Consider the following 19,524-nt stretch of genomic DNA (forward strand, 5'->3'; position numbering starts at 1 on the left):
ACGATTGAAAAGAGAAAAACTGGATACAGAATACTTCATGGAGCCATATTGGAAATTTTGGAAACAAAAAAAAACGCCAACACACTAAGTTGGCGAGTTTTCTTTTTCATAAATTCTGGCTCCTCTTATAAAACGGATACATTAAGTAAGCGAAATTAATGTATCTTTTCTTTTTTCTTCCCTCATAGCTCATATTTAGATTATTGATTTTAATAACAGCATGTTCAGCTGACTGAAGTGCACCTTCAAGATGTCCGCTATTTTGTGGTTCTGTCTCTGCACCAGCAAAAATAAGTTTTTTTTCCATACACCTTCTAATGGTGGTTGGCCATAGCTCTGGTAATCCTTACAGGACTGGTGTCTTCCTTAACAGCCGTTTCAGAATCACTGGCCCAATCTTTATAAAAAATAGCCATCACCAATCTACATTTAAACCAGTTCTAGAGAGGTTCAATAAAGAAAGTCTTCTCTTGATGAATTCAAATACAAAAAAGGCAGCCTAGAATATTAACGGGTTCCGTTACCTATCGCAAAACGTGAATTTACAGCTAATTATGTAAAGTAAAATGTAGTTAAATTTGCACCGTTTTTGCGGTGCTTTTTGTTTTAGGGAAAAAAAATAGCCTTGCTCCGTACGGGACCAGGCTATTCTTGAATTAATTTTAACGTTGTTTAACTATCACCCGTTAGTGGAATAAATTCAAAAACCATTTATATTTTAAATTGTTTACTTATACCTAACCTATTCTTCAAACCAAAATAGAACTTCAATATTTACTTTTAAAACCTCCGCAATATCATAAGTAAGTTTGAATGAAAGGTTATATTTTCCATAGAAAAGTGGTTACTTCAACTATTATTTAACGTCAAAAAACCTTCTGTTCCTATGGATTTAATGTCATTTTTCATCTCTATTTTATTTTTATTTTTTCAATGCTTAATATTGATTTTTCTTGTAATGGAAAAATCACTTCTTGTTCTGCTCTGATTGCCGGTGAGTTTAATTCGAAATTAGCAATATCAAGTTTCATAGCTTCTATAAATCCTTTAACACTAATTCCTGGATTATCTTTTGTTGCTTCTGCTGTAATTATTGTATGAGAACACGATGAATCGAACCAATATAAATCTTCTAAATTTTCAGCTGATGTCCATGAAACATAATGATTATTTAAATTTACTTCATCATGGTCTAAATGAATTCTTCTTATTTTCCCTGTATACAGTAGATATTTTGCAAACTCATTGTCATCTTCATCTTCACTGTTCTCCCACTTACGAATATTTTGTAACACCTGTTTCCAACATTCATCTGTTTTATCTAAATTGCTTCTCCCACTTCCTCTTTTTGGATGATTTACCCACATTTTAAATAATTCAAATAGATTCATTTTTAACTCCTTATTTTTAATACATACCATTATACTCTCTTAATGGGTAAAGTCAGGATAGTGCGGGTTTACAACGCTAAGGAATTTTCAACCCATTAATAAAAGTCGATTTCCTAGTTAAAGAATCGACTTTTCTTATTTATTCTTGTTCAACTAAAGCACCCGTTACTTTAAGTACTACATTTCACAATCTTACACATTGATGTTAATCACATTTTTTTAGATAGGGGAATTATAGATTAATATTTCGAATCTTGAACTTCTTTCATCAATTTTTCAGGTTTACGTCTTAATTTCCATAGCTCATTATTGTGTCTTATCTTTATTGATGCGTTATTTGATTTCATAAATTGGTTAATCTTTATGTCAGAAAAGCCCTGCATCTTCAAATACCGCTTTAACTCTCTGATTGCAGCTTGACTTTTTTCATATACAAGGCGTTTTTCAGCCTCATCTCGATTGATACCCCAATACTTATTTAAAACACGAATAATTTCATCATCATCAACATCAGTATCATACAGTGCTGCAATAGTATTTGTGATTCCTATTTCAATTGCATCTGAAAAAGCTGCCTCTCCTGCTTGATTTATACTATCTCCGTATAACCTTAAAGCTAAACCTGCAACAATTTTTCCACCTGACGCTATATATTCCTTAACATCATCACTGCTGATAACTGACATATCTCCGCTCCTCCAATTACATAAATTCTAATTTATCGACTTGTTTCTAAGTCCAATTATAGCATGGTACAGTTAATATTTCGGTAATTACTTAGCTCATCCTTTATATAAGTAGTTAAGCATTACTTCCCTACTTATTAAACTAAACTACCCCGTTAGCTTAAGTAGAACTGTTCACAGTCTTTATTAGATATTAACATAAATACCCATCTTATTTGCCCCAGTTCCCAGTTTACTTATATTTTTGAATGGCAATTTGTATATCAAATTGTATGTTATTTTGCAGGGGTACAACAACTAGTGTACCGTTACAAAATGGGGTGTATTTCCGCATACAAATTTCATTGTATTTTCCGCTTAAATCGCTTTATATCAATAAAAAACGAGTGACAAATTAGCATACAATTTGCCACTCGTTTTCCTATACATTTTCGTATGTTTGCGATAGGGAACGGAACCCGTTACTAGAATATAGGCCGCCTTAAAACGTTCCGATGTTTGCATGAACGCATACCCCAGTATCTCTTAAACTTTTAATAGATTAAGTGCACTTTATGATACGTTACCACTAATGCTTTTCGGACTGGGATACTTATTTGTTAATATAATCCCTTTTGCCTGTTCCACAGCCATTATAGCGAGTAATTGTGTGGGGTTTATTTTGGCAATATCAGTCTTTAAATAAGGAAATAAAAGTGGGATTTCTGTACAGCCTCCAATACAAGCTACTATCCCTTCCTCCATTTCATATCGATTTAAAATTGTACTGAGTTGCTGAATAAAATCATTGGTTTCAGCGTAGCCTTCCTTTACTTTTTTAATTGCTAGTTCAATTATTTCTTGATCTTGCTCTCTTGGCAAACACAAATTAAGGCCTAAGGAATAAAAATCCTTTTGATATAAATTTGTTTGTATCGTAGCGCTGGAGGCCAGAAGTAGCATTTTACCAGAAAAATAGGAATAATGTCTTTGGATGTATGTTGCTGTATATTTGATCATACTGTGGATTGGGACTTTTACAGTCTTTTGGATTTTGTCTAACCAAAAATGAGCTGTGTTACAAGCAATAATAATAAAATCAGCTCCTGCCGCTTCCAATCGCTGCGCGGATTCAACTAACATTGGTAATGGGCTTTCAGTGCCTTGCAAGATAGCTGGAACCCTAGGTGGTATTTGCGGATAATTATCTACAATAATATGAATATGTTCTTGGTCAGTTTTAGCAGGGGTATTTCTCACAATTTCAGCAAATAGATCGGCTGTTGCCATTGGACCCATGCCACCTAGAATGCCAATTTTTTTACTCATTTAAACGCTCTCCTTATTTAAATCGTAAGGGCACGTACTGTAACCAAACCTCCCTACACACTAACAGCAGTTGGTTCATCCACTGTATCGACAAGGTTCTTGCCACCCACTTTATAGAGTAATACAGCAGCAATCGTATTCCCGAAAACATTGACAGCCGTCCGGCCCATATCCATAAATCGGTCAACTCCTGTTATTAAAGCAATGGCTTCTAATGGAAGATTAAGTGATGTTAGAATAACTGACAAAACTACCAATGAAGCTGCCGGTACATTTGCTGTTCCTTTGTTGGCAATTAAGGTTGTTACAAGAATCGTTAAAATAGTAGGCAGACTCAAATGCATACCATATGCTTCCGCTATAAAACAAACGGCGAGAGACTGATAAAGAGCAGCCCCATCAAGGTTGAAACTGTAACCTAGTGGGAGGACGAAAGAAACAACTTTGTTTGGTATCCCCGCCTTCTCGAGAATTTTCATGTGTACAGGTAAAGTTACTTCAGAGGAGGTTGTAGTAAAGCCTAAAAGCAATGGTTCCATAACCTTTTTAGTATACGAGAAAGGATTGATCTTAAGTGAGGCGAGGATAATCCAGAATAATACCATAATAACGAGCAAGCCAATATACATGACACCAATCAATTTTGCCAATCCAAAAATAACACTGCCGCCTTGAGTCGCAAACACCCATGCCATGATAGCTGCTACAGCTATTGGAGCCGTTGCTACAACTCCTTGAGTCAGTTTGAACATAGCCTCAAGAATACCTTCTAGAAAGTTAATGACTGCCTTGGCTTTATCACCAATAGAAGATAATGCTAGACCGAAACAGATGGCAAAAAAGAGCGTTGGAATAATTTTTTGCTCGGCCATTGCATTCACAACATTGTCGGGAATAAGATCCGTTATAAATTTAACCCAATCAATTGATGTTGCAAGATTTTCTGGAATCGCGCCTGTTGCCTGTAAGGTCACTCCCGCTGCCGGATGAAAAATGGCGTTTAGTGTGATACCTAAAATAATACAAAACCCAGTAGCTATATAAAACCAGACAAAAGCAAGTCCCCCAAGACGCCCTAACTCTTTCCGATTAGAACCCATCTTGTAGATTCCTAAAGTAACAGCTGAAAACACAAGAGGTATAACAATCATTTTAATGGCTTTGATAAAAAGAGTACCAATCGGCTGGAGGTTTTCCCCAACATTAGGCCATAATAACCCAATAATCGTACCTAAGATTAATCCAATAATAATCAGAGCCCATAGAGGTAACCGTTTAAATAATGATTTTTTCTTTTCTGCCATTAAGTGAGCCTCCTATAAATTTTTTTCAATCACCGTTCTATTCATGTATAAAAAAAGTTCTATTAAATAGATAAAATTGCTTCTGATGACTTAGCGAAAAAAATAGAATCATATGCAAATAACGCTGGTGAACCGCCAGTATGAATAAAAAGAACCCGATCTTCCTTTTTAAAAAATCCCTTTCGAATCAGATCGATCAATCCACTGGCCACTTTACCTGTATAGACGGGATCAAGCAAAATGCCTTCATGCTCAGCAAATAACCTTACTGCTTCGATCATCCCAGGTGTTGGAAGCGAATAGCCCTGGCCAACATATTGATCAAAACAATTAACGAGTTCTTTAGGGACATCACTCTTAATGCCAACATACTTAGCAGTTTTTTGGACTAAGCGATAAACAAGTTCTTCCTGCTCGTCCTTTTTCCGGCTTACATTAATACCCAAAATTGGCGTAGGCGTATTTGTGCCGTAAAACCCTGTCACAAGGCCGGCGTGTGTTCCTGCACTGCCGCTGGCGGTAACAATATAATCTAAATTAAGCCCCATATCTAATGTCTGTGATAATAACTCCTGTGCACAAGCGACATAGCCTGTTGCACCAACCTCATTTGATCCACCTCCCGGGATTATATAGGCTTTTCTTCCTTCCTCAGCTAACTTACTTTTAACCTCCTCCATCGCTTGCATCATATTGGTTCCACCCGGAACTACGCTAATCCCATCAGCCCCTAACAATTTAAATAAAAAATTATTGCCATTCGCTTCTGGTGAATAGCTATTAGGGACTCGTTCTTCGAGAACAAGGTGACACTTGAGCTTCTCTTTAACAGCCGCACCAAGAGTAAGTCTGCAATGATTTGATTGTACAGCGCCACATGTAATTAACGTGTCCGCTCCCTGCTTAATGGCATCGGCAACAAGGAACTCCAATTTCCTTGTTTTATTACCCCCAGCGGCTAATCCAAGTAAATCATCTCTTTTTACATAAATAGTTGGACCATTCAAGGCATTTGAAAGATTAGACAACTTTTCAATCGGAGTAACGTATTCGGTATACCGTCTTCGTGGAAAGCGAGTTAAATCCAATTTAGAAAACCCCCTTTTAACATTTGTAAGAATATTACTAATATTCATAATAATATGCTAAACTTAGTTAGTAAATCGATTATTTTTAATAGCGATTATAAGTTTCTCTAATGGTAAGGGGGTGAGTTGACGGTGGACCATCGGCTGAACATCTTTTTAACCGTTGCTGAACAACATAGTTTTTCTAAAACTGCCGATAAACTATACATCACGCAATCAGCTGTTAGCCAGGCGATAAAATCCTTAGAAAAAGAGTATGGAATGGAGCTATTGGAGCGAAGCAACAAATATATTGGGTTAACGAAAGCGGGAAAAATTTTATATTATCACGGCAAAGAAATTATGGAGCAATATGCACTTGTGGACAAATTCATTGAAGATATACATACGACAGCAAGTGGTGCCTTATGGATTGGGGCAAGTTACACGTTCGGTGAATACTCACTTCCAAAAATGATGAGTGAGTTTAAAACCAATTATCCAAATATCAAACCAAAAATAACGATTAAAAACACACACCGTATTATTGAACAACTACTTCGGCGCGAATTAGACATCGGGATCATTAATGGCCGCATTCAACATCCTAACTTACTAATCAAACCTTTTGCCCTTGACGAAATGGTAGTGATTGTCCCAATTAATCATCCTTTGGGATGTGAGAAAGTAGTCACTACCGAAGAACTGGAATCTGAAACATGGGTAATTCGCGAATCTGGCTCTGGTACAAGGGAATTAACGGATCATATGTTTCAGCAGACAGGTATTCATCCTAAAGAAATAATGGAATTTGGAAGCCCCCAAATTATTAAGGAGTCCGTCGAAGTTGGTTTGGGGATTTCCTATATTTCTAAAGGTGCGATTAGAAAGGAATTAGCACTAGGAACGCTTTGCGCTTTAAACATTAAAGGATTTGATTCAACTCAACTGTTCTTTTACGCGACTAGGGATACACAAATTCAAACTAAAGCTGCTGAATTATTTATTACATTCCTAGAAAAAACACATGCAGAGGTTTAAGCATTTTTCAATTTACCAGAGAGGGCTGCTTATGGAATAGAAAATTAAATCAATAAATTTAGGGGTGTTCTGAATGAGGAGCATTTTTCAGGTAGGGAATTTGAAGTCTAACGGTCATTATGCATTAGCAACAATTCATAACGATATAGTTTATGTATCCGGCCAATTTGCCATTGACCCCGAAACACAACAAAAGAAGTTTGGCACAATTGAAGAGGAAACGCTACAAGCACTGAAAAATATTGAATATATTTTAAATGAAGCAGGCAGCCAAAAGAATCAAATTTTGCGAATGACACTTTATATTCCAGATATACAATTATGGGATCGTGTTGACCGTGTCTATAAAGAATTCTTCGAAAACCATAAACCAGCACGATCAGTTGTACCAACGAATGAGCTGCATTTTGGTTTTAAAATAGAAATTGAAGCCATTGCATTTATTTAAAATTATATTGTGAAGAATCTATATAGAGTAAACTTAAGTTTTTCTGCAATTTCCACTCCACAAAGGGAAGCTTCTTAGAATATTCATCGCAGGGACATGCGTTCTTTGCCTGTCACGAGGCACTTCGCTTTCCGTGGGCGGCCGTGGAGCCTCCTCGGCGCCTAGGGCACCTGCGGGGTCTCCCCTGTACCGCTTTTCCCCCAGGACGTTGAATAATCGTCTCTGAAAAAGCACCGCAGGAGAAAATGCGTTTTTTGCATTTTCGAACGAGTCTTCGTGCCTTCCGTTCTAATTTATAGAGTCTTGACTTCAGAAATTCTTTAGTTTTATTAAAATAATAATCTCAATATTTAAAAATATACTAATGCCAAGAAAAGGAGTGAGAATAATAAAGGAACAATATGTATGTTATTCATGTGCAACTACATATGATGTGACAGAAAAGATTTGGAAGTGCACATGTGGAGGTTTGTTGGATTTAGTAAAAGATGAGACAACCTTTGATATTTCGAGGCTGCAAGAAGGACCTCCAACAATGTGGCGGTACATAGATGCTTTGCCATTTAAACGAAATTCAACCAGTTGGCAAGCAATTACATTGGGGGAAGGATACACTCCGTTAATAAAATTAGACCATTCGGAGCCGAATACCTTTGTCAAAGTAGATTATATGATGCCTACATTATCTTTTAAAGATCGCGGTGCAGCAGTATTAATTGCCAAAGCAAAAGAAATAGGTGTTACGAAAGTCATTGCAGATAGTAGCGGGAACGCAGGAACATCGATTGCGGCATATGCTGCACGTGCTGGTATAGCTTGTGATGTTTTCCTCAGAGAAGGAACGTCACCGAAAAAAATCGCACAGGTTAAAGCTCATGGTGCTAACGTTCGGGCAATTAAAGGCACACGGGAAGATGTAGCTAGAGCTGCGCAAACAGCTGTAAATGAAGAGAATATATTTTATGCAAGTCATGTTTATAACCCGTTTTTTTATGAGGGAACAAAAACATATGCTTATGAAATTTGGGAACAGCTGAAATGTGCACCAGATGCCCTTATTATTCCTGTTGGAAACGGTACATTATTGTTAGGCGCCTATTATGGATTTATGGAATTACTAGAGAGTGGACTTATAAAGAAAATGCCGAAGTTAATTGCGATTCAAGCTGAAAATTGTGCCCCTTTAGCGAAAGGCTTTATGAGCCATGGTCCGTTTGAACCTGTCGAAAATAAAGGCACAATCGCGGAAGGAATCGCTATAGCGGCACCAGCACGAGCTGTGCAAATTTTAGAAAAAATCCGTGATACGGATGGAGAAATTATAACAACTACCGAAGAAGAAATTATACAAGCGCGTATCACGCTAGCTGGGAAAGGTTTTTATGTAGAACCGACAACCGCTGCGAACTACGCTGGATACTTAAAATACAAACACTCCCCTTCTGAAAGGATTATTATTCCTTTATGTGGGGCGGGAATTAAGTCGAATTAACGGAACATTCGGTTAAATACGAGTCTCTAGCTTTGCTACTATAATCCAATAAAGCTAACACTATAAAGGAGAGGAACAAATGAACTATTCCGAGTTGGAAACACCGGCACTTTTGATTGATAGAAACATAATGATGGATAATCTTTATTCAATGCAACATTATGCTGACAAATACAAAGTGAATTTACGGCCACATACCAAAACTCATAAAATGCCGAAGCTAGCCAAATTGCAAGAGGAATTAGGTGCCGTCGGTATTACCGTAGCAAAAGTAGGAGAAGCCGAGGTGATGGCTGAAAATGGTTTAAAAGACATTTTTATTGCCAATGAGATTGTCGGTAAATCGAAAATTGAACGAATTAGAAAACTATCTGAGCGCATTGATATCTCTTTTGGCATTGATAGTATCTATCAAGTAACTGAAATTGAAGAAGTTTTCGAAGGAGCAAAGAAAAAAGCTCAGGTGCTAGTAGAAATTGAGGTTGGAGAGGAACGCTCTGGAATTATTGAAGAAAATGATTTCCGCTCTTTATTGAAAGCAGTAAAGTCATGTAAAAACGTTGAATTTAAAGGTGTTTTTTCCCATGATGGACATACTTATAAGGCAGAAAGTATAGATGAATGCAGAGAGCTATATGTTGAAAGTGTAAAAAGAACATTGCATTTTGCTGAAATAGCAGAAGAAATGGATCTCAAACCAAAGGTCGTAAGTATCGGTTCTACCCCCCCTTTCATGTTAAAATTTGAAATTCCAGATGGCGTAACAGAAATCAGACCTGGGACATATATTTTTATGGATTGCTCCCAGGCAAATGTTATCGGTACATACGATCGATGTGCAGCATCAGTTCTTACGACCATCATTAGTAAACCTACTAAGGAGCGAGTTATTACAGACGTAGGGGCGAAAGGAATTACAGCTCAAACTAGAACTAAAGGTCTCACAAAAACAAAAGGACTTGGTCGCATTAAAGAATTTGACGATGTCTATATATTTGGTGTTTTCGACGAACATGCGATCATTTACAATGAAGAATTCAGCAATCAAGTGAATATAGGAGATAAAGTGCAAATCATCCCTAATCATATTTGCCCTGTTAGTAATTTACATGAGAAAGCCTTTTTAATCTCGGAAGGTGAAATTGTGGAAGAAGTATTAATAGAATGCAGAGGGAAATTGCAATGACTCACTCATTTTCATAAGTTATAAGGAAATAAAAGACACAACCAGCGCGATTTAACCGCTAGTTGTGTCTTTTTACTTGTAAAACCTCCGATAGTCCCCTTGTCCCCTGCTACCTATAAACTTAATCAGTTATGAAAATATCTAATAAATCACTTTATACATTCGAAATAATGTTGATAAGAATTTGTGTTAACGTAGAGTCAAATGAGTTGAGTGGAGTGAAGCTGATGGGCGCTGAAAGAATTCAGGAAGTAGAGTGGATTGAACCGAAAAAAAGGCGGGACTATAAAGGATATGGATTTGGAATTCTTTTAACATTGATCTTTGCATTGGTAGCTGGACAGATTGCCAGGCTGCCATTTTTTTCGATTATGGGGATTATGATCATTTCGATTTTACTTGGGGCAATATGGAGAAATTCGGTTTCTATGCCCACTACAGTAAATGTAAGTTTAGGTACAAATTTCAGCAGTAAATTCCTCCTGCGTGCGGGGATTATCCTTCTAGGTTTCAGATTAAGTTTTGCTGATATACGTAATGCTGGGCCCTCCATTTTCATCATTGATGCACTCGTTATCCTTTTCACGATGATTTTTATCCTATATCTAGGAAAAGTTTTTCGCATTAATAAAAAATTAACGATTCTGCTCGCTGCTGGCACAGCCATTTGTGGTGCGGCTGCCATTGTTGCTGTTGCTCCCATCATTAACAATAAGAAGGAACATACAGCGATTGCGGTCTCATGCATAGCCGTTTTTGGAACGATAGGAGCCCTTTTTTATATCTTCCTTTTTCCTTATTTACCATTAAACGAAAGTGAGTTTGGGTTAATAGTTGGCGCAACTCTTCATGAACTGGCTCATGTCGTCGCGGCATCGGTTCCTGGCGGAGAAGCAGCCAGTGATATGGCGATACTTGTAAAGCTTGGAAGAGTCCTATTGCTCATTCCCGTTGCTTTAATCATCAGCTTTTTTATGAATAAAGGGTCTCAAAAAGATCAAAAAAATGATAAGTCCTTACCTGTTCCATGGTTCATCTTTGGCTTTCTTCTCATGAGCATCATCAACACATTCCAATTGCTTCCCGAGAAAATCATCAGTTATCTGCTCGTTCTCAGTACGTACTTTCTGGCAATGGGAATGGTTGGGCTTGGGATGAATATTAAATGGGCTGATTTTGTAAAAGTAGGCATAAAACCAATTGCAGTTGCAGGAATTGGGTTTCTTGGCCTGCTCGCGTTAACTCCTATTCTCTTATTCATCTATCACCTCTTTTCCTAAGGAAATTCATCCCCCCTTTTGGTACAATGGCAGAAGACAGGTACTAGGAGGAAGGCAATGAATCTTGATTATTTAAAGGTATTTTATGTAGCAGCGAATAATAAAAGTTTCTCTCAAACAGCAAAGGACCTCCACCTCTCTCAATCTTCTGTCAGTCTGCAAATTAAGTATCTTGAGGAAAAATGGGACTGCAAATTATTTGAACGAACCACAAAAAAAGTCTCCCTGACTCCTGCCGGGGAGATTCTATATATTCAAGTTAAAAAAATACTTACACTAATGAACGAAACGACCAATGCATTGGAAGAGCTAAAAGGAGTTGTCCACGGAGACTTAAAGGTTGGCGCCAGTTTAACGATTGGAGAGCACATCCTTCCCTTTATTTTAGCGCATTTTAATAAACTGTACCCGTTGGTAAACATCCAATTTAATATTTTCAATTCAGACCAAATAGTGGATAAGTTAAATAATCAGGAAATTAATTTAGGATTCATCGAATCTATGCTCTCTTATCCGGTTGTAAAACAAAAGCCATTTGCTAAAGATGAGCTGATTGTTGTTGCCTCCCCTGACTACTACTTGGTTGATACAGAAACAATCACTATTGACCAGCTGCTTACCTTTCCTTTTATTATTAGGGAAAAAGGCTCAGGAACTAGACAAGTTATGGAGGATACTCTGCGAAAAAATCATATTGATCCATCAAAACTTAAGGTTGTTATCGAGCTAAATCACACCGAAGCCATCAAATCTGCCGTAGAAGCAGGCTTGGGAATCTCAATCTTATCCAAATCAGCTGTAAAAAAAGAGCTGGAATTAAACACATTAAAACAAATCGAAATAAAGGACATTCGCATGCTCCGGAGTTTCTATATGGTATATGATCAAGAACTGTTGCAACTGCCGAGCAAAAAGTTGATTGAACTCATTGAGGAGAAATACAATTCTTTATTAGCAGGCGGACTCCGGTAACGGGTTATGTTATCTGTCACAAAATTAAATTAGGTAAGGCGAATAGACCATCAAATTGTATTTGTAAATGATGGTCTATTTATACTGATATACAGGCATTTATACTAATAAATTCTAATTTTTTTGTTATAAAATTTGTATATAAATTTGCAGACTAACAGAAGCTTCTGCAAGCCCGAAAATTTCAGTACATTTAACCGGCAATTTTGCTACCAGAAATAATACGGGGAATAAAAAATTGAGTTCTTCTTTAACTAAAGCACCCGTTAATTTAAGTACAATACTTCACAATATCGGCCCAATTAATAAAAAATATCATTTTATTATTTCACTCAGGTTTCTCCCCGAATTTTTTGCCGAAATTCTCCATCATATCAAGAATTGGGATAAATTCACTCCCTTTAGTTGTTAATGAATATTCAACACGTGGAGGTACCTCAGGAAAAACCTCTCGTTTAATTAATCCATCTGATTCTAATTCTCTCAACTGTTTTGTAAGCGAACCTTGTGAAATGTCCCATAAAAAAGCTTTAATTTCGCTATAACGACGTTCTTTCGTTTTTAAAAACCAAAGAATAAGAGACTTCCAGCGTCCGGAAAGCATATTTTGGGTATACGCAATACCATAAACGTCACTTTGCTCCTTCATAAACTTTTTTTCAAATCCATCCTTGCATAATCTAGCCATACTAACATCTCTTTTCTTCTGTAAAGTACAAAAAAGTGTACTATGTCATTTTTTATTGCCTACTTCAAAAGTAAGAGTAATGTGTTTATTATAGTATTTATAACCAAAACACTCAATTACCTTAATGCTTGCCAAAAAGGAATGTAGACAATTTCACGTTGAGGCAATTGGATAATTCCATAGCTGATATCGAATCATAATTGAACAAAATGAGATTTAGGAGGAACAATAATGAGATTTGGAATTATAGGTGCAGGACCAATAGGGACAACTATTTCTAAAAAGTTGGTCAAGAATGGACATGAAGTTAAAATTGCAGACGCTCGAGAAATTGGACGTTTAGAAGGAAAGGAAATTGCTGGAACACCTGTGAGTGTGGAAGATGTAATAACAAATATTGATGTTCTTATAATATCTATCCCTCTTCATGTAATGCCAAGCATTCGCAACATTGTAGATAAAGCTAAAGAGGAAGTAATCATTGTAGATACTTCAAATTATTATCCTTTTAGAGACAATAAAATTGAAGAAATTGAGAACGGGATGGTTGAAAGTGTTTGGGTTTCAAATCAATTAGGTAAACCTATCATTAAAGCCTTCAACAATCAATTAGCTTATACTTTAGAAAACAAAGGAGCCCACGAAGGTACTAGTGGACGCATTGCCATGGCGATTGCTGGTAATGACCTATCACAAAAACAAATAATCATGGACGTAGTAAACGAGCTAGGTTTCGACGCAGTAGATAGTGGTTCTTTAAGTGATTCGTGGAGACAGCAGCCAGGAACTCCTGCATACTGCACAGAACTAACAAAAGAAGAACTTACGGAAGCATTGAAAAAGGCAAATAAAGAAAATGCCCCATTCCTACGGGATAAGGCAATGGAGAAGTTTTCAGCTGAATTTTCACATAAAGACATTGTGAATCTAAACAGAGAAACATATAATTCCTAATTTAGGAAACCCATATCGATTATGCTATGGTATTTAATTTTAAATTGAATAGAGGACATAGGAAATTTGGAACTAAAAGGCGTCCTGTCGTCAAAACGTGGATATTATACGCTATGACATTCTTTGGGTGTGAAAAAGCGATTTTCCCTATGCTAGGGGTGAAATCGCTTTTTTGGTTCCTTTTTCACTAAAGCACCCGTTAATTTAAGTACAAAACTTCACAATATCAGCTCTATTAATGAAAAAATATCATTTTATTATTTCATTCAGGTTTCTCCCCGAATTTTTTGCCGAAATTCTCCATCATATCAAAAAAACTACTGATTTAAAATCAGTAGTTTTTTGTTATTATCGAGTTGTAAAACCACCGTCCACTGTTAACACATCACCATTGATAAACTTTGAATCGTCTGAAGCTAAGAATAATGCCGCATTGGCAATATCTTCTGATTCACCCGTGTGATGTTTTCCAAGTTGCGCAGATGTTTCCAACCCTAGTTCATCCAAATCTGAAGGAAGATTTTGCGTCATACCTGTGGTAATTACACCTGGTGCAATTGCATTTGCACGGATTTTTCCTTCGCCGTGAGAGCCGTAATAAGCAGCAATATTTTTCGTTAAACCAATGGATGCATGTTTAGACATCGTGTAAGCAGCTCCACCTCGTGCACCACGGTAACCAGCAAGAGACGAGACGTTTATTATCACACCGCCTGTTTCTTGCGCATTGAAAATTTTAATTGCTTCACGACATGCGTAAAATTGTCCTTTTACATTGATACCCATCACTCGTTCAAACATTTCGTTTGTTGTATTTTCCACGGATTTCATAGCATCGAAAACACCAGCAACGTTTGCTAAGATATCGAGTTTGCCATACGTAGCTAACGCTTTTTGAATCATCGCTTTTATGTCTTCTTCTTTTGATACATCTGTCCGAATCGCAACCGCGTCGCCGCCTGCGCTTTTAATTTCTTCTAATGCTTCATTCAATGTTGTTTCATTGAACTCTGCTAATACAACTTTTGCGCCTTCTTTAGCATATAGTTTGGCTGTGGCACGTGCCATACCAGAACCAGCCCCTGTTACGATTGCTACTTTTCCATCTAATTTCCCCATTTGAATTCCTCCAGTTTATTACTTATTCAATTACTTCTGAATAATATTTTTCATTCGAGATAATTACATTATAATTCACTCTTTATTATTCTACAAAAATTCTGATTTCAATACTTTGCTTTTTTGAGTCAGTAAACATATTCCTTTTTCAATTAAACTGCCCCGTTTGTTGAATAAGGATTTCGACAAAAAAGGGCGAAAATCCTCCTGGATCATCGCACCCGTTAGTGAAAAATACCTTAATGAGACTTGTATATACCCCTCATATTTATAGTCTTCATTGGAACCATCCTGTAAACCAACCAGAACCAGTCATTGTTATAAGTGCCATAATTAAAAGTAATATAAAAACACCGATTAAAATCAATATTGAATATAAGCTATACTTTAGTGGTTTAGTTAGTTTTCTTTCCAAAATCAAGGCTATTAAAAAGGAGCCTATTGCGATACCAAATCCACCAGTGATACTAAGACCGTTATCGGTAAGTAAATAGAATCTTAAACTGGAGAATTCAGATATTATTTGTATTAATAATATCGTAACAAAAAAGTAAAAAACCCCTGTAAACAAAGTGATAAGCATATTTTTCATCGCCAAAATAGTCATCGCAATTTACCCCTTTCTTCATCAACTAACCTGCCCCGTTTGTTCAATAAGGAATTCAACAAAAAAGGCGGTTAATCCTTCTTGGATCAACGCACCCTTTAGTTTAAGTGTATTTATTAACATTCTTTAATGATTGCACTTTTTAAAGTCTTGCTTTAACAATGCATACATAAGTAAATCATCAAACTTTCCGCAAGTAAATTCATAATTTCTTAAAAGTCCTTCTTTTATAAATCCTTTTCTTTCCACCAACTTTTGTGATGAAATATTAGGGGGTTCAATTAATGCTTGTATCCGTTGTAGATTCAATTTTTCAAATCCATATTTAATTACTGCTTCAAACGCCTCACTTGCAATGCCTTTTCCCCAATATTCTTTACTTAACTCAAAACCAACTTCAGAACGGCAATGCTGTGGAAATATGTTTAGAAAACCACAACTGCCAATAACCCTTTCTTGTCCTTTTAGGGTAATTCCCCACCTAATTCCCGTTTTCTTTTCAAATATTGATTGATACCACGAAATTTCATCCAATGCGTCATCAATTGATTTAAAAGGTTCTAATCCGTAGTGCTTCATTACATCTTTATCAGACAAATATTCTAAAATGCTTTCTGCATCATCTTTGGTTACTTGTCTTAAAATCAATCTATCGGTTTCAATTACAGGAAATATATTTATATCTATCATAATTATCCTCCTAATTCCATCAAATCTATTTGTGCCCATACCCTTTGTGTTTGATAGGTGAGTTCAACTAACCTGCCCCGTTTGTTCAATAAGGAATTCAACAAAAAGGGCGTTAATCCTACCCTGGATCAACGCACACGATAGTTTAAGTGCATTGCTTCACATCTCATTATTTTGTTCCCATTCTTCTAAAGTCATCATTCTAAATTCTTCTTGAAAATCTATCCTTAAAGGAGCAATCAATTCAATACTATTTCCATCAGGGTCTTTAAAATAAACAGCTGCATGAGCTTGTGGATTATTAGGTAATACTAATGGTTGTTTTTCAGGCGGGAATCCAAAGCTAGTCGAAACAGCTATTCCTCTTTCTTCTAACCATCCCTTTATATTTTTCATATCTTCTCTATCAATTTGTAAGGCTACATGTCTTAATGATGGATGGTAAGGTGTATTAACTTTATCTGTCTCCCATAACCCTAACCAGCTTCTTCCTTTTTCAATCCAGAAAAACACTACGTTTTCTTGTCTGTACGCTATTTCCAAATCTAATTTTTTATAAAACTCAATAGAGTTTTCAAGATTACTGACAGGCAAATGTGCTTCATATAACCCTTTGATCAAAAACAAACCCCCCTTGTATTAGAAATAACTTCTATTAACAGTTACCTGCTAAATTATGAGCTAGGTATTCTAGTTGTATTATCCAAAACTAACACCTAAATCTTCAACTTCCATAGGTTGAGAAATTTTTAAAAAAGCCCCAATACAATTAGTATCAGGACTAATTAAGATTCCGACTGGTCTTTAAACCAGCCACCGCTGTCCTTTAAAAGTTTCGTTCATCCTCAACCCGATTTGCCAGTATCTTGATGATGATTAAAAAACTGACGGTGACAAACAGAGGACCGAAAAAGATCCAGGGATTCCTAATGAATTCATCTATGCCGGAACCAATCATGCCTGCCCATTCTCCGGATCTTGATAAAAATTTCGGAACCACCTCTCCATCTCCCGCAATGTTTCCCGGTTTTCTCCCGCCAATATAGTATTGAAAAACACCAAGTTGGATGAGCAGCAGCATATTGATCGACAGCTGCTGCAGGAATACCACAATCAGCCTGTTTTTTAATACGGGAAGAATTTGCTTCGTATAAATATGCCAACTACTTGCACCCAGCTGCCGGGAAGCTATGATATATTCATTGCTCAATATGTACCGTGATTCTTTTACTAGAAGAGTAGATAAAATCGGTATTCCAATTAAAACAAACAGAATGAATTGAAACAGGACCAGCTGCCACATGCTATTTTGGTAGGACAAGGGATGTAAATCCGGCGATAGCAGCAGCACCAAGATCAAGCCCGGTATATACCGGAACGGAGTAAAGACGGTTTCAACCCATTCACTTATCCTTCTAAAAGGAAAAACCAGAAGATAGGCGAGCATCATGCTTATCAGTATTCTCAGTAAGGATACACTGGTAATAAATACGAGTGTAAACTTGGCGCCTTCAACCATTCTTAGTGCAAGGTCATTCCCTACTTCATCTGTCCCCAGTGGATGCGAAAGCGATGGTGGAAATGGCGCTCTCTCAATAATTTCACCTTTGTCATTATAGATAAAGCGCTGGGGTTCTTTATCTGTTTTTAAAAAAGAAGAATAGATAATGCTTACAGCCAACAATGTGAATAGCAAACCAGTGATTAATAACAATGTTTTTCTAAAATTATTCATCATGCTTCACTCCTATTACGAAGAAGAAACTTTACCGCAAGCAGAATGAAGCCATAAGGAAGCAGAATTAAGCCGACTCCAAGTATAAAAATTTCCCCTGACACAAATCGATAGAGCATAAACGTAAAACCATTAATCAAAGATAAGTATTCTACTAATATCAAACTCGTAATCATCATCCAGTAAATGACTCCCAGATATTGAGTAAACGAATACACAATATTTCTGAAGACATGCTTCGTAAATACTTCCAGTCGGCTGAGCCCTTTCGACTTTGCAAATTCCACATAGAGTTTTTCGTATTCCTCTTCAAACACGGTAATCATGATTCGAAGCAGCATAAAAAACGGCACCAGCATTAAACAAATGATCGGCATGATATATACTTCTGTGTCCAAACTATAAAGCTGCAATATCTTCAGGCCTGTCTTTTTATACAAATAAATAACGGCGAATTGAAAGCTCATAATGATGAAAAGGTCCGGCAGCGTCTCAAGGATCGAAACAAGCTTTCTTACTCGCCTCCTTACCCCGAGCGGTAGCCAAAGGTAGAGATACAGAAAAATGAAAGCCAATCCTACACCAAGCAATAAGGCACCGAACAATAATGTAAGTGAGTAGCGATAGGCATTTGGCAAATATGTAAGGATTGGCACAGGGTCAAATGTATAAGGAAGTATTATTGAACCATTTTTTAATCCATATAAATTTTTAACGGTCGTTTCAACAGCCTGGAAAAACTCTGACGGGTAAAAGCCAAAAGCGTTTTGCTTAAGGAATAAGAATTTAAGACAAGCCAGAAGAAGCACAGTTATAAATAGTAGTAATGCTTGCAAGCAAAACTTCAGGGCTCTTGACAATATGTATGTATTAAGTTTGAGTGGGAAATTTATCATTAAGTCTCCTTTCAATAGAAGTCTAGAATATAGGAAATATTCTGGAAGTCAGACTCCTTCATTATAGACGAAAAAACTTAATTTAGGTTTCCACTTTTCATAATTTTGGTACTTGCACGGTTTGACCAGCAGGTTCCTGAATCCTTTCCTCCTTTCTTGCGGGAGTCGCTGTCCCCTCATTTTCATGCGATATGTAAACTACTTACATATTATGTATAATTTTTCAAAATCAGTGAACGCATTAGAGAAGCAGTCCCAAAAGGTCGATGTAATCAATGACTGTCGGCACAGCCTTTATTTTTGCATTTCCCTACATATTTTCACTATATGTTCTTTTCAAGAGGAATCTTCTTTCTGTTTTTATACTATCTTCACATTACTTATTGACTGCGACGTTCACCTTTTAGAATATGAGGCCTAGTATATGCCTTTTTCGCGACGAATCTCACTCTGCCGGCCATAGTTCCGTCTAGTAAATGCCTTTTTCTCGACGAACCACACTCTGCCGAGCCTAGTTCCGTCTAGTAAATTCTTTTCCTCGATAAATCTTACTCTGCCGGCCATAGTTCATCCTTCGTGGAGTGGAAATGATAGACTCAAAAAGAGGGTATCCCAAAATACTTTTGGGACGCCCTCTTTTTATCCATCCCATGAAATAAC

Annotated in this window: 20 protein-coding genes and 1 pseudogene; 7 read left to right on the forward strand and 14 right to left on the reverse strand. The window is 36.8% G+C overall.

The genetic code is table 11. The features are described 5' to 3' along the window. Window positions 1-106: 106 nt before the first annotated feature. The 7 genes and pseudogenes from AM500_RS25930 to AM500_RS18495 all read right to left on the reverse strand — a co-directional run bounded on the left by AM500_RS25930 (window position 107) and on the right by AM500_RS18495 (window position 5,777). On the reverse strand, window positions 107-307 hold the full coding sequence (locus tag AM500_RS25930; RefSeq protein ID WP_053600532.1) for a hypothetical protein: 201 nt from the start codon (window positions 305-307) through the stop codon (window positions 107-109). Between the two features lie 435 nt (window positions 308-742). Next, window positions 743-832, reverse strand: a pseudogene (locus tag AM500_RS26160) (helix-turn-helix transcriptional regulator); the annotation flags it as partial. Window positions 833-911: 79 nt separating this feature from the next. Then, a complete protein-coding gene (locus AM500_RS18475; RefSeq protein WP_053600533.1) occupies window positions 912-1,391 on the reverse strand; it encodes a hypothetical protein in 480 nt (159 codons plus the stop codon). Between the two features lie 239 nt (window positions 1,392-1,630). Continuing rightward, window positions 1,631-2,077, reverse strand: coding sequence for a hypothetical protein (locus tag AM500_RS18480; RefSeq protein ID WP_053600534.1), 447 nt, complete (start codon window positions 2,075-2,077; stop codon window positions 1,631-1,633). A 552-nt stretch (window positions 2,078-2,629) separates the two neighbouring features. Then, window positions 2,630-3,385: a cysteate racemase gene (locus tag AM500_RS18485; RefSeq protein WP_053600535.1), complete on the reverse strand. Its 756-nt coding sequence runs from the start codon at window positions 3,383-3,385 to the stop codon at window positions 2,630-2,632. A gap of 53 nt (window positions 3,386-3,438) precedes the next feature. Then, window positions 3,439-4,689, reverse strand: coding sequence for a dicarboxylate/amino acid:cation symporter (locus AM500_RS18490; protein WP_053600536.1), 1,251 nt, complete (start codon window positions 4,687-4,689; stop codon window positions 3,439-3,441). A 62-nt stretch (window positions 4,690-4,751) separates the two neighbouring features. Next, window positions 4,752-5,777, reverse strand: a complete 1,026-nt coding sequence (locus tag AM500_RS18495) for a D-cysteate sulfo-lyase (RefSeq protein ID WP_053600537.1) — start codon at window positions 5,775-5,777, stop codon at window positions 4,752-4,754. A 132-nt stretch (window positions 5,778-5,909) separates the two neighbouring features. Between AM500_RS18495 and AM500_RS18500 the strand changes: the two genes are divergently transcribed. The 6 genes from AM500_RS18500 to AM500_RS18525 all read left to right on the forward strand — a co-directional run bounded on the left by AM500_RS18500 (window position 5,910) and on the right by AM500_RS18525 (window position 12,175). Then, window positions 5,910-6,797, forward strand: coding sequence for a LysR family transcriptional regulator (locus tag AM500_RS18500; RefSeq protein ID WP_053600538.1), 888 nt, complete (start codon window positions 5,910-5,912; stop codon window positions 6,795-6,797). A gap of 73 nt (window positions 6,798-6,870) precedes the next feature. Continuing rightward, window positions 6,871-7,245 carry a RidA family protein gene (locus AM500_RS18505; RefSeq protein WP_053600539.1) on the forward strand — a complete coding sequence of 125 codons (375 nt, stop codon included), beginning with the start codon at window positions 6,871-6,873 and terminating at the stop codon, window positions 7,243-7,245. 364 nt (window positions 7,246-7,609) lie between these two features. Continuing rightward, complete coding sequence (gene thrC, locus AM500_RS18510) at window positions 7,610-8,737, forward strand: threonine synthase (RefSeq protein ID WP_053600540.1); 1,128 nt, start codon at window positions 7,610-7,612, stop codon at window positions 8,735-8,737. A 79-nt stretch (window positions 8,738-8,816) separates the two neighbouring features. After that, entirely contained in the window at window positions 8,817-9,923 is a 1,107-nt protein-coding gene (locus AM500_RS18515; RefSeq protein ID WP_053600541.1) for a D-TA family PLP-dependent enzyme, read from the forward strand. A gap of 227 nt (window positions 9,924-10,150) precedes the next feature. Beyond that, window positions 10,151-11,203 (forward strand): YeiH family protein, encoded by a 1,053-nt coding sequence (locus AM500_RS18520; RefSeq protein WP_053600542.1) that lies wholly within the window; start codon window positions 10,151-10,153, stop codon window positions 11,201-11,203. Between the two features lie 57 nt (window positions 11,204-11,260). Beyond that, window positions 11,261-12,175, forward strand: coding sequence for a selenium metabolism-associated LysR family transcriptional regulator (locus AM500_RS18525; RefSeq protein WP_053600543.1), 915 nt, complete (start codon window positions 11,261-11,263; stop codon window positions 12,173-12,175). Window positions 12,176-12,503: 328 nt separating this feature from the next. On the opposite strand, the gene AM500_RS18530 is transcribed toward AM500_RS18525, so the two are convergent. Continuing rightward, window positions 12,504-12,863, reverse strand: a complete 360-nt coding sequence (locus tag AM500_RS18530) for a winged helix-turn-helix transcriptional regulator (protein WP_053600544.1) — start codon at window positions 12,861-12,863, stop codon at window positions 12,504-12,506. Window positions 12,864-13,094: 231 nt separating this feature from the next. Here AM500_RS18530 and AM500_RS18535 point away from each other — a divergent pair, with 231 nt between their 5' ends. After that, window positions 13,095-13,817: an NADPH-dependent F420 reductase gene (locus tag AM500_RS18535; protein ID WP_053600545.1), complete on the forward strand. Its 723-nt coding sequence runs from the start codon at window positions 13,095-13,097 to the stop codon at window positions 13,815-13,817. A 348-nt stretch (window positions 13,818-14,165) separates the two neighbouring features. Here AM500_RS18535 and AM500_RS18540 read toward each other — a convergent pair whose 3' ends face one another. From AM500_RS18540 to AM500_RS18565, 6 genes are all read right to left on the reverse strand, one after another. Beyond that, window positions 14,166-14,936, reverse strand: a complete 771-nt coding sequence (locus AM500_RS18540) for an SDR family NAD(P)-dependent oxidoreductase (protein ID WP_053600546.1) — start codon at window positions 14,934-14,936, stop codon at window positions 14,166-14,168. A gap of 277 nt (window positions 14,937-15,213) precedes the next feature. Further along, entirely contained in the window at window positions 15,214-15,543 is a 330-nt protein-coding gene (locus AM500_RS18545) for a hypothetical protein (protein WP_053600547.1), read from the reverse strand. A gap of 126 nt (window positions 15,544-15,669) precedes the next feature. Further along, entirely contained in the window at window positions 15,670-16,233 is a 564-nt protein-coding gene (locus AM500_RS18550) for a GNAT family N-acetyltransferase (RefSeq protein WP_197282617.1), read from the reverse strand. A 159-nt stretch (window positions 16,234-16,392) separates the two neighbouring features. Further along, entirely contained in the window at window positions 16,393-16,854 is a 462-nt protein-coding gene (locus tag AM500_RS18555; protein WP_053600548.1) for a VOC family protein, read from the reverse strand. 205 nt (window positions 16,855-17,059) lie between these two features. After that, a complete protein-coding gene (locus AM500_RS18560) occupies window positions 17,060-17,971 on the reverse strand; it encodes an ABC transporter permease subunit (RefSeq protein WP_082347288.1) in 912 nt (303 codons plus the stop codon). Continuing rightward, window positions 17,968-18,804, reverse strand: a complete 837-nt coding sequence (locus tag AM500_RS18565; protein WP_197282618.1) for an ABC transporter permease subunit — start codon at window positions 18,802-18,804, stop codon at window positions 17,968-17,970. The genes AM500_RS18560 and AM500_RS18565 overlap by 4 nt, the downstream gene beginning before the upstream one ends. Between the last annotated feature and the right edge of the window lie 720 nt (window positions 18,805-19,524).

It is taken from the genome of Bacillus sp. FJAT-18017, from assembly GCF_001278805.1.
Lineage (GTDB): Bacteria > Bacillota > Bacilli > Bacillales > Cytobacillaceae > Bacillus_D.

Coding starts and splice junctions, on each gene's coding strand:
- AM500_RS25930 (WP_053600532.1), bottom strand. CDS start 307: ATGGAAAAAAAACTTATTTTTGCTGGTGCAGAGACAGAACCACAAAAT.
- AM500_RS18475 (WP_053600533.1), bottom strand. CDS start 1,391: ATGAATCTATTTGAATTATTTAAAATGTGGGTAAATCATCCAAAAAGA.
- AM500_RS18480 (WP_053600534.1), bottom strand. CDS start 2,077: ATGTCAGTTATCAGCAGTGATGATGTTAAGGAATATATAGCGTCAGGT.
- AM500_RS18485 (WP_053600535.1), bottom strand. CDS start 3,385: ATGAGTAAAAAAATTGGCATTCTAGGTGGCATGGGTCCAATGGCAACA.
- AM500_RS18490 (WP_053600536.1), bottom strand. CDS start 4,689: ATGGCAGAAAAGAAAAAATCATTATTTAAACGGTTACCTCTATGGGCT.
- AM500_RS18505 (WP_053600539.1), top strand. CDS start 6,871: ATGAGGAGCATTTTTCAGGTAGGGAATTTGAAGTCTAACGGTCATTAT.
- thrC (WP_053600540.1), top strand. CDS start 7,610: ATGCCAAGAAAAGGAGTGAGAATAATAAAGGAACAATATGTATGTTAT.
- AM500_RS18515 (WP_053600541.1), top strand. CDS start 8,817: ATGAACTATTCCGAGTTGGAAACACCGGCACTTTTGATTGATAGAAAC.
- AM500_RS18520 (WP_053600542.1), top strand. CDS start 10,151: ATGGGCGCTGAAAGAATTCAGGAAGTAGAGTGGATTGAACCGAAAAAA.
- AM500_RS18525 (WP_053600543.1), top strand. CDS start 11,261: ATGAATCTTGATTATTTAAAGGTATTTTATGTAGCAGCGAATAATAAA.
- AM500_RS18530 (WP_053600544.1), bottom strand. CDS start 12,863: ATGGCTAGATTATGCAAGGATGGATTTGAAAAAAAGTTTATGAAGGAG.
- AM500_RS18535 (WP_053600545.1), top strand. CDS start 13,095: ATGAGATTTGGAATTATAGGTGCAGGACCAATAGGGACAACTATTTCT.
- AM500_RS18540 (WP_053600546.1), bottom strand. CDS start 14,936: ATGGGGAAATTAGATGGAAAAGTAGCAATCGTAACAGGGGCTGGTTCT.
- AM500_RS18545 (WP_053600547.1), bottom strand. CDS start 15,543: ATGACTATTTTGGCGATGAAAAATATGCTTATCACTTTGTTTACAGGG.
- AM500_RS18550 (WP_197282617.1), bottom strand. CDS start 16,233: ATGATAGATATAAATATATTTCCTGTAATTGAAACCGATAGATTGATT.
- AM500_RS18560 (WP_082347288.1), bottom strand. CDS start 17,971: ATGATGAATAATTTTAGAAAAACATTGTTATTAATCACTGGTTTGCTA.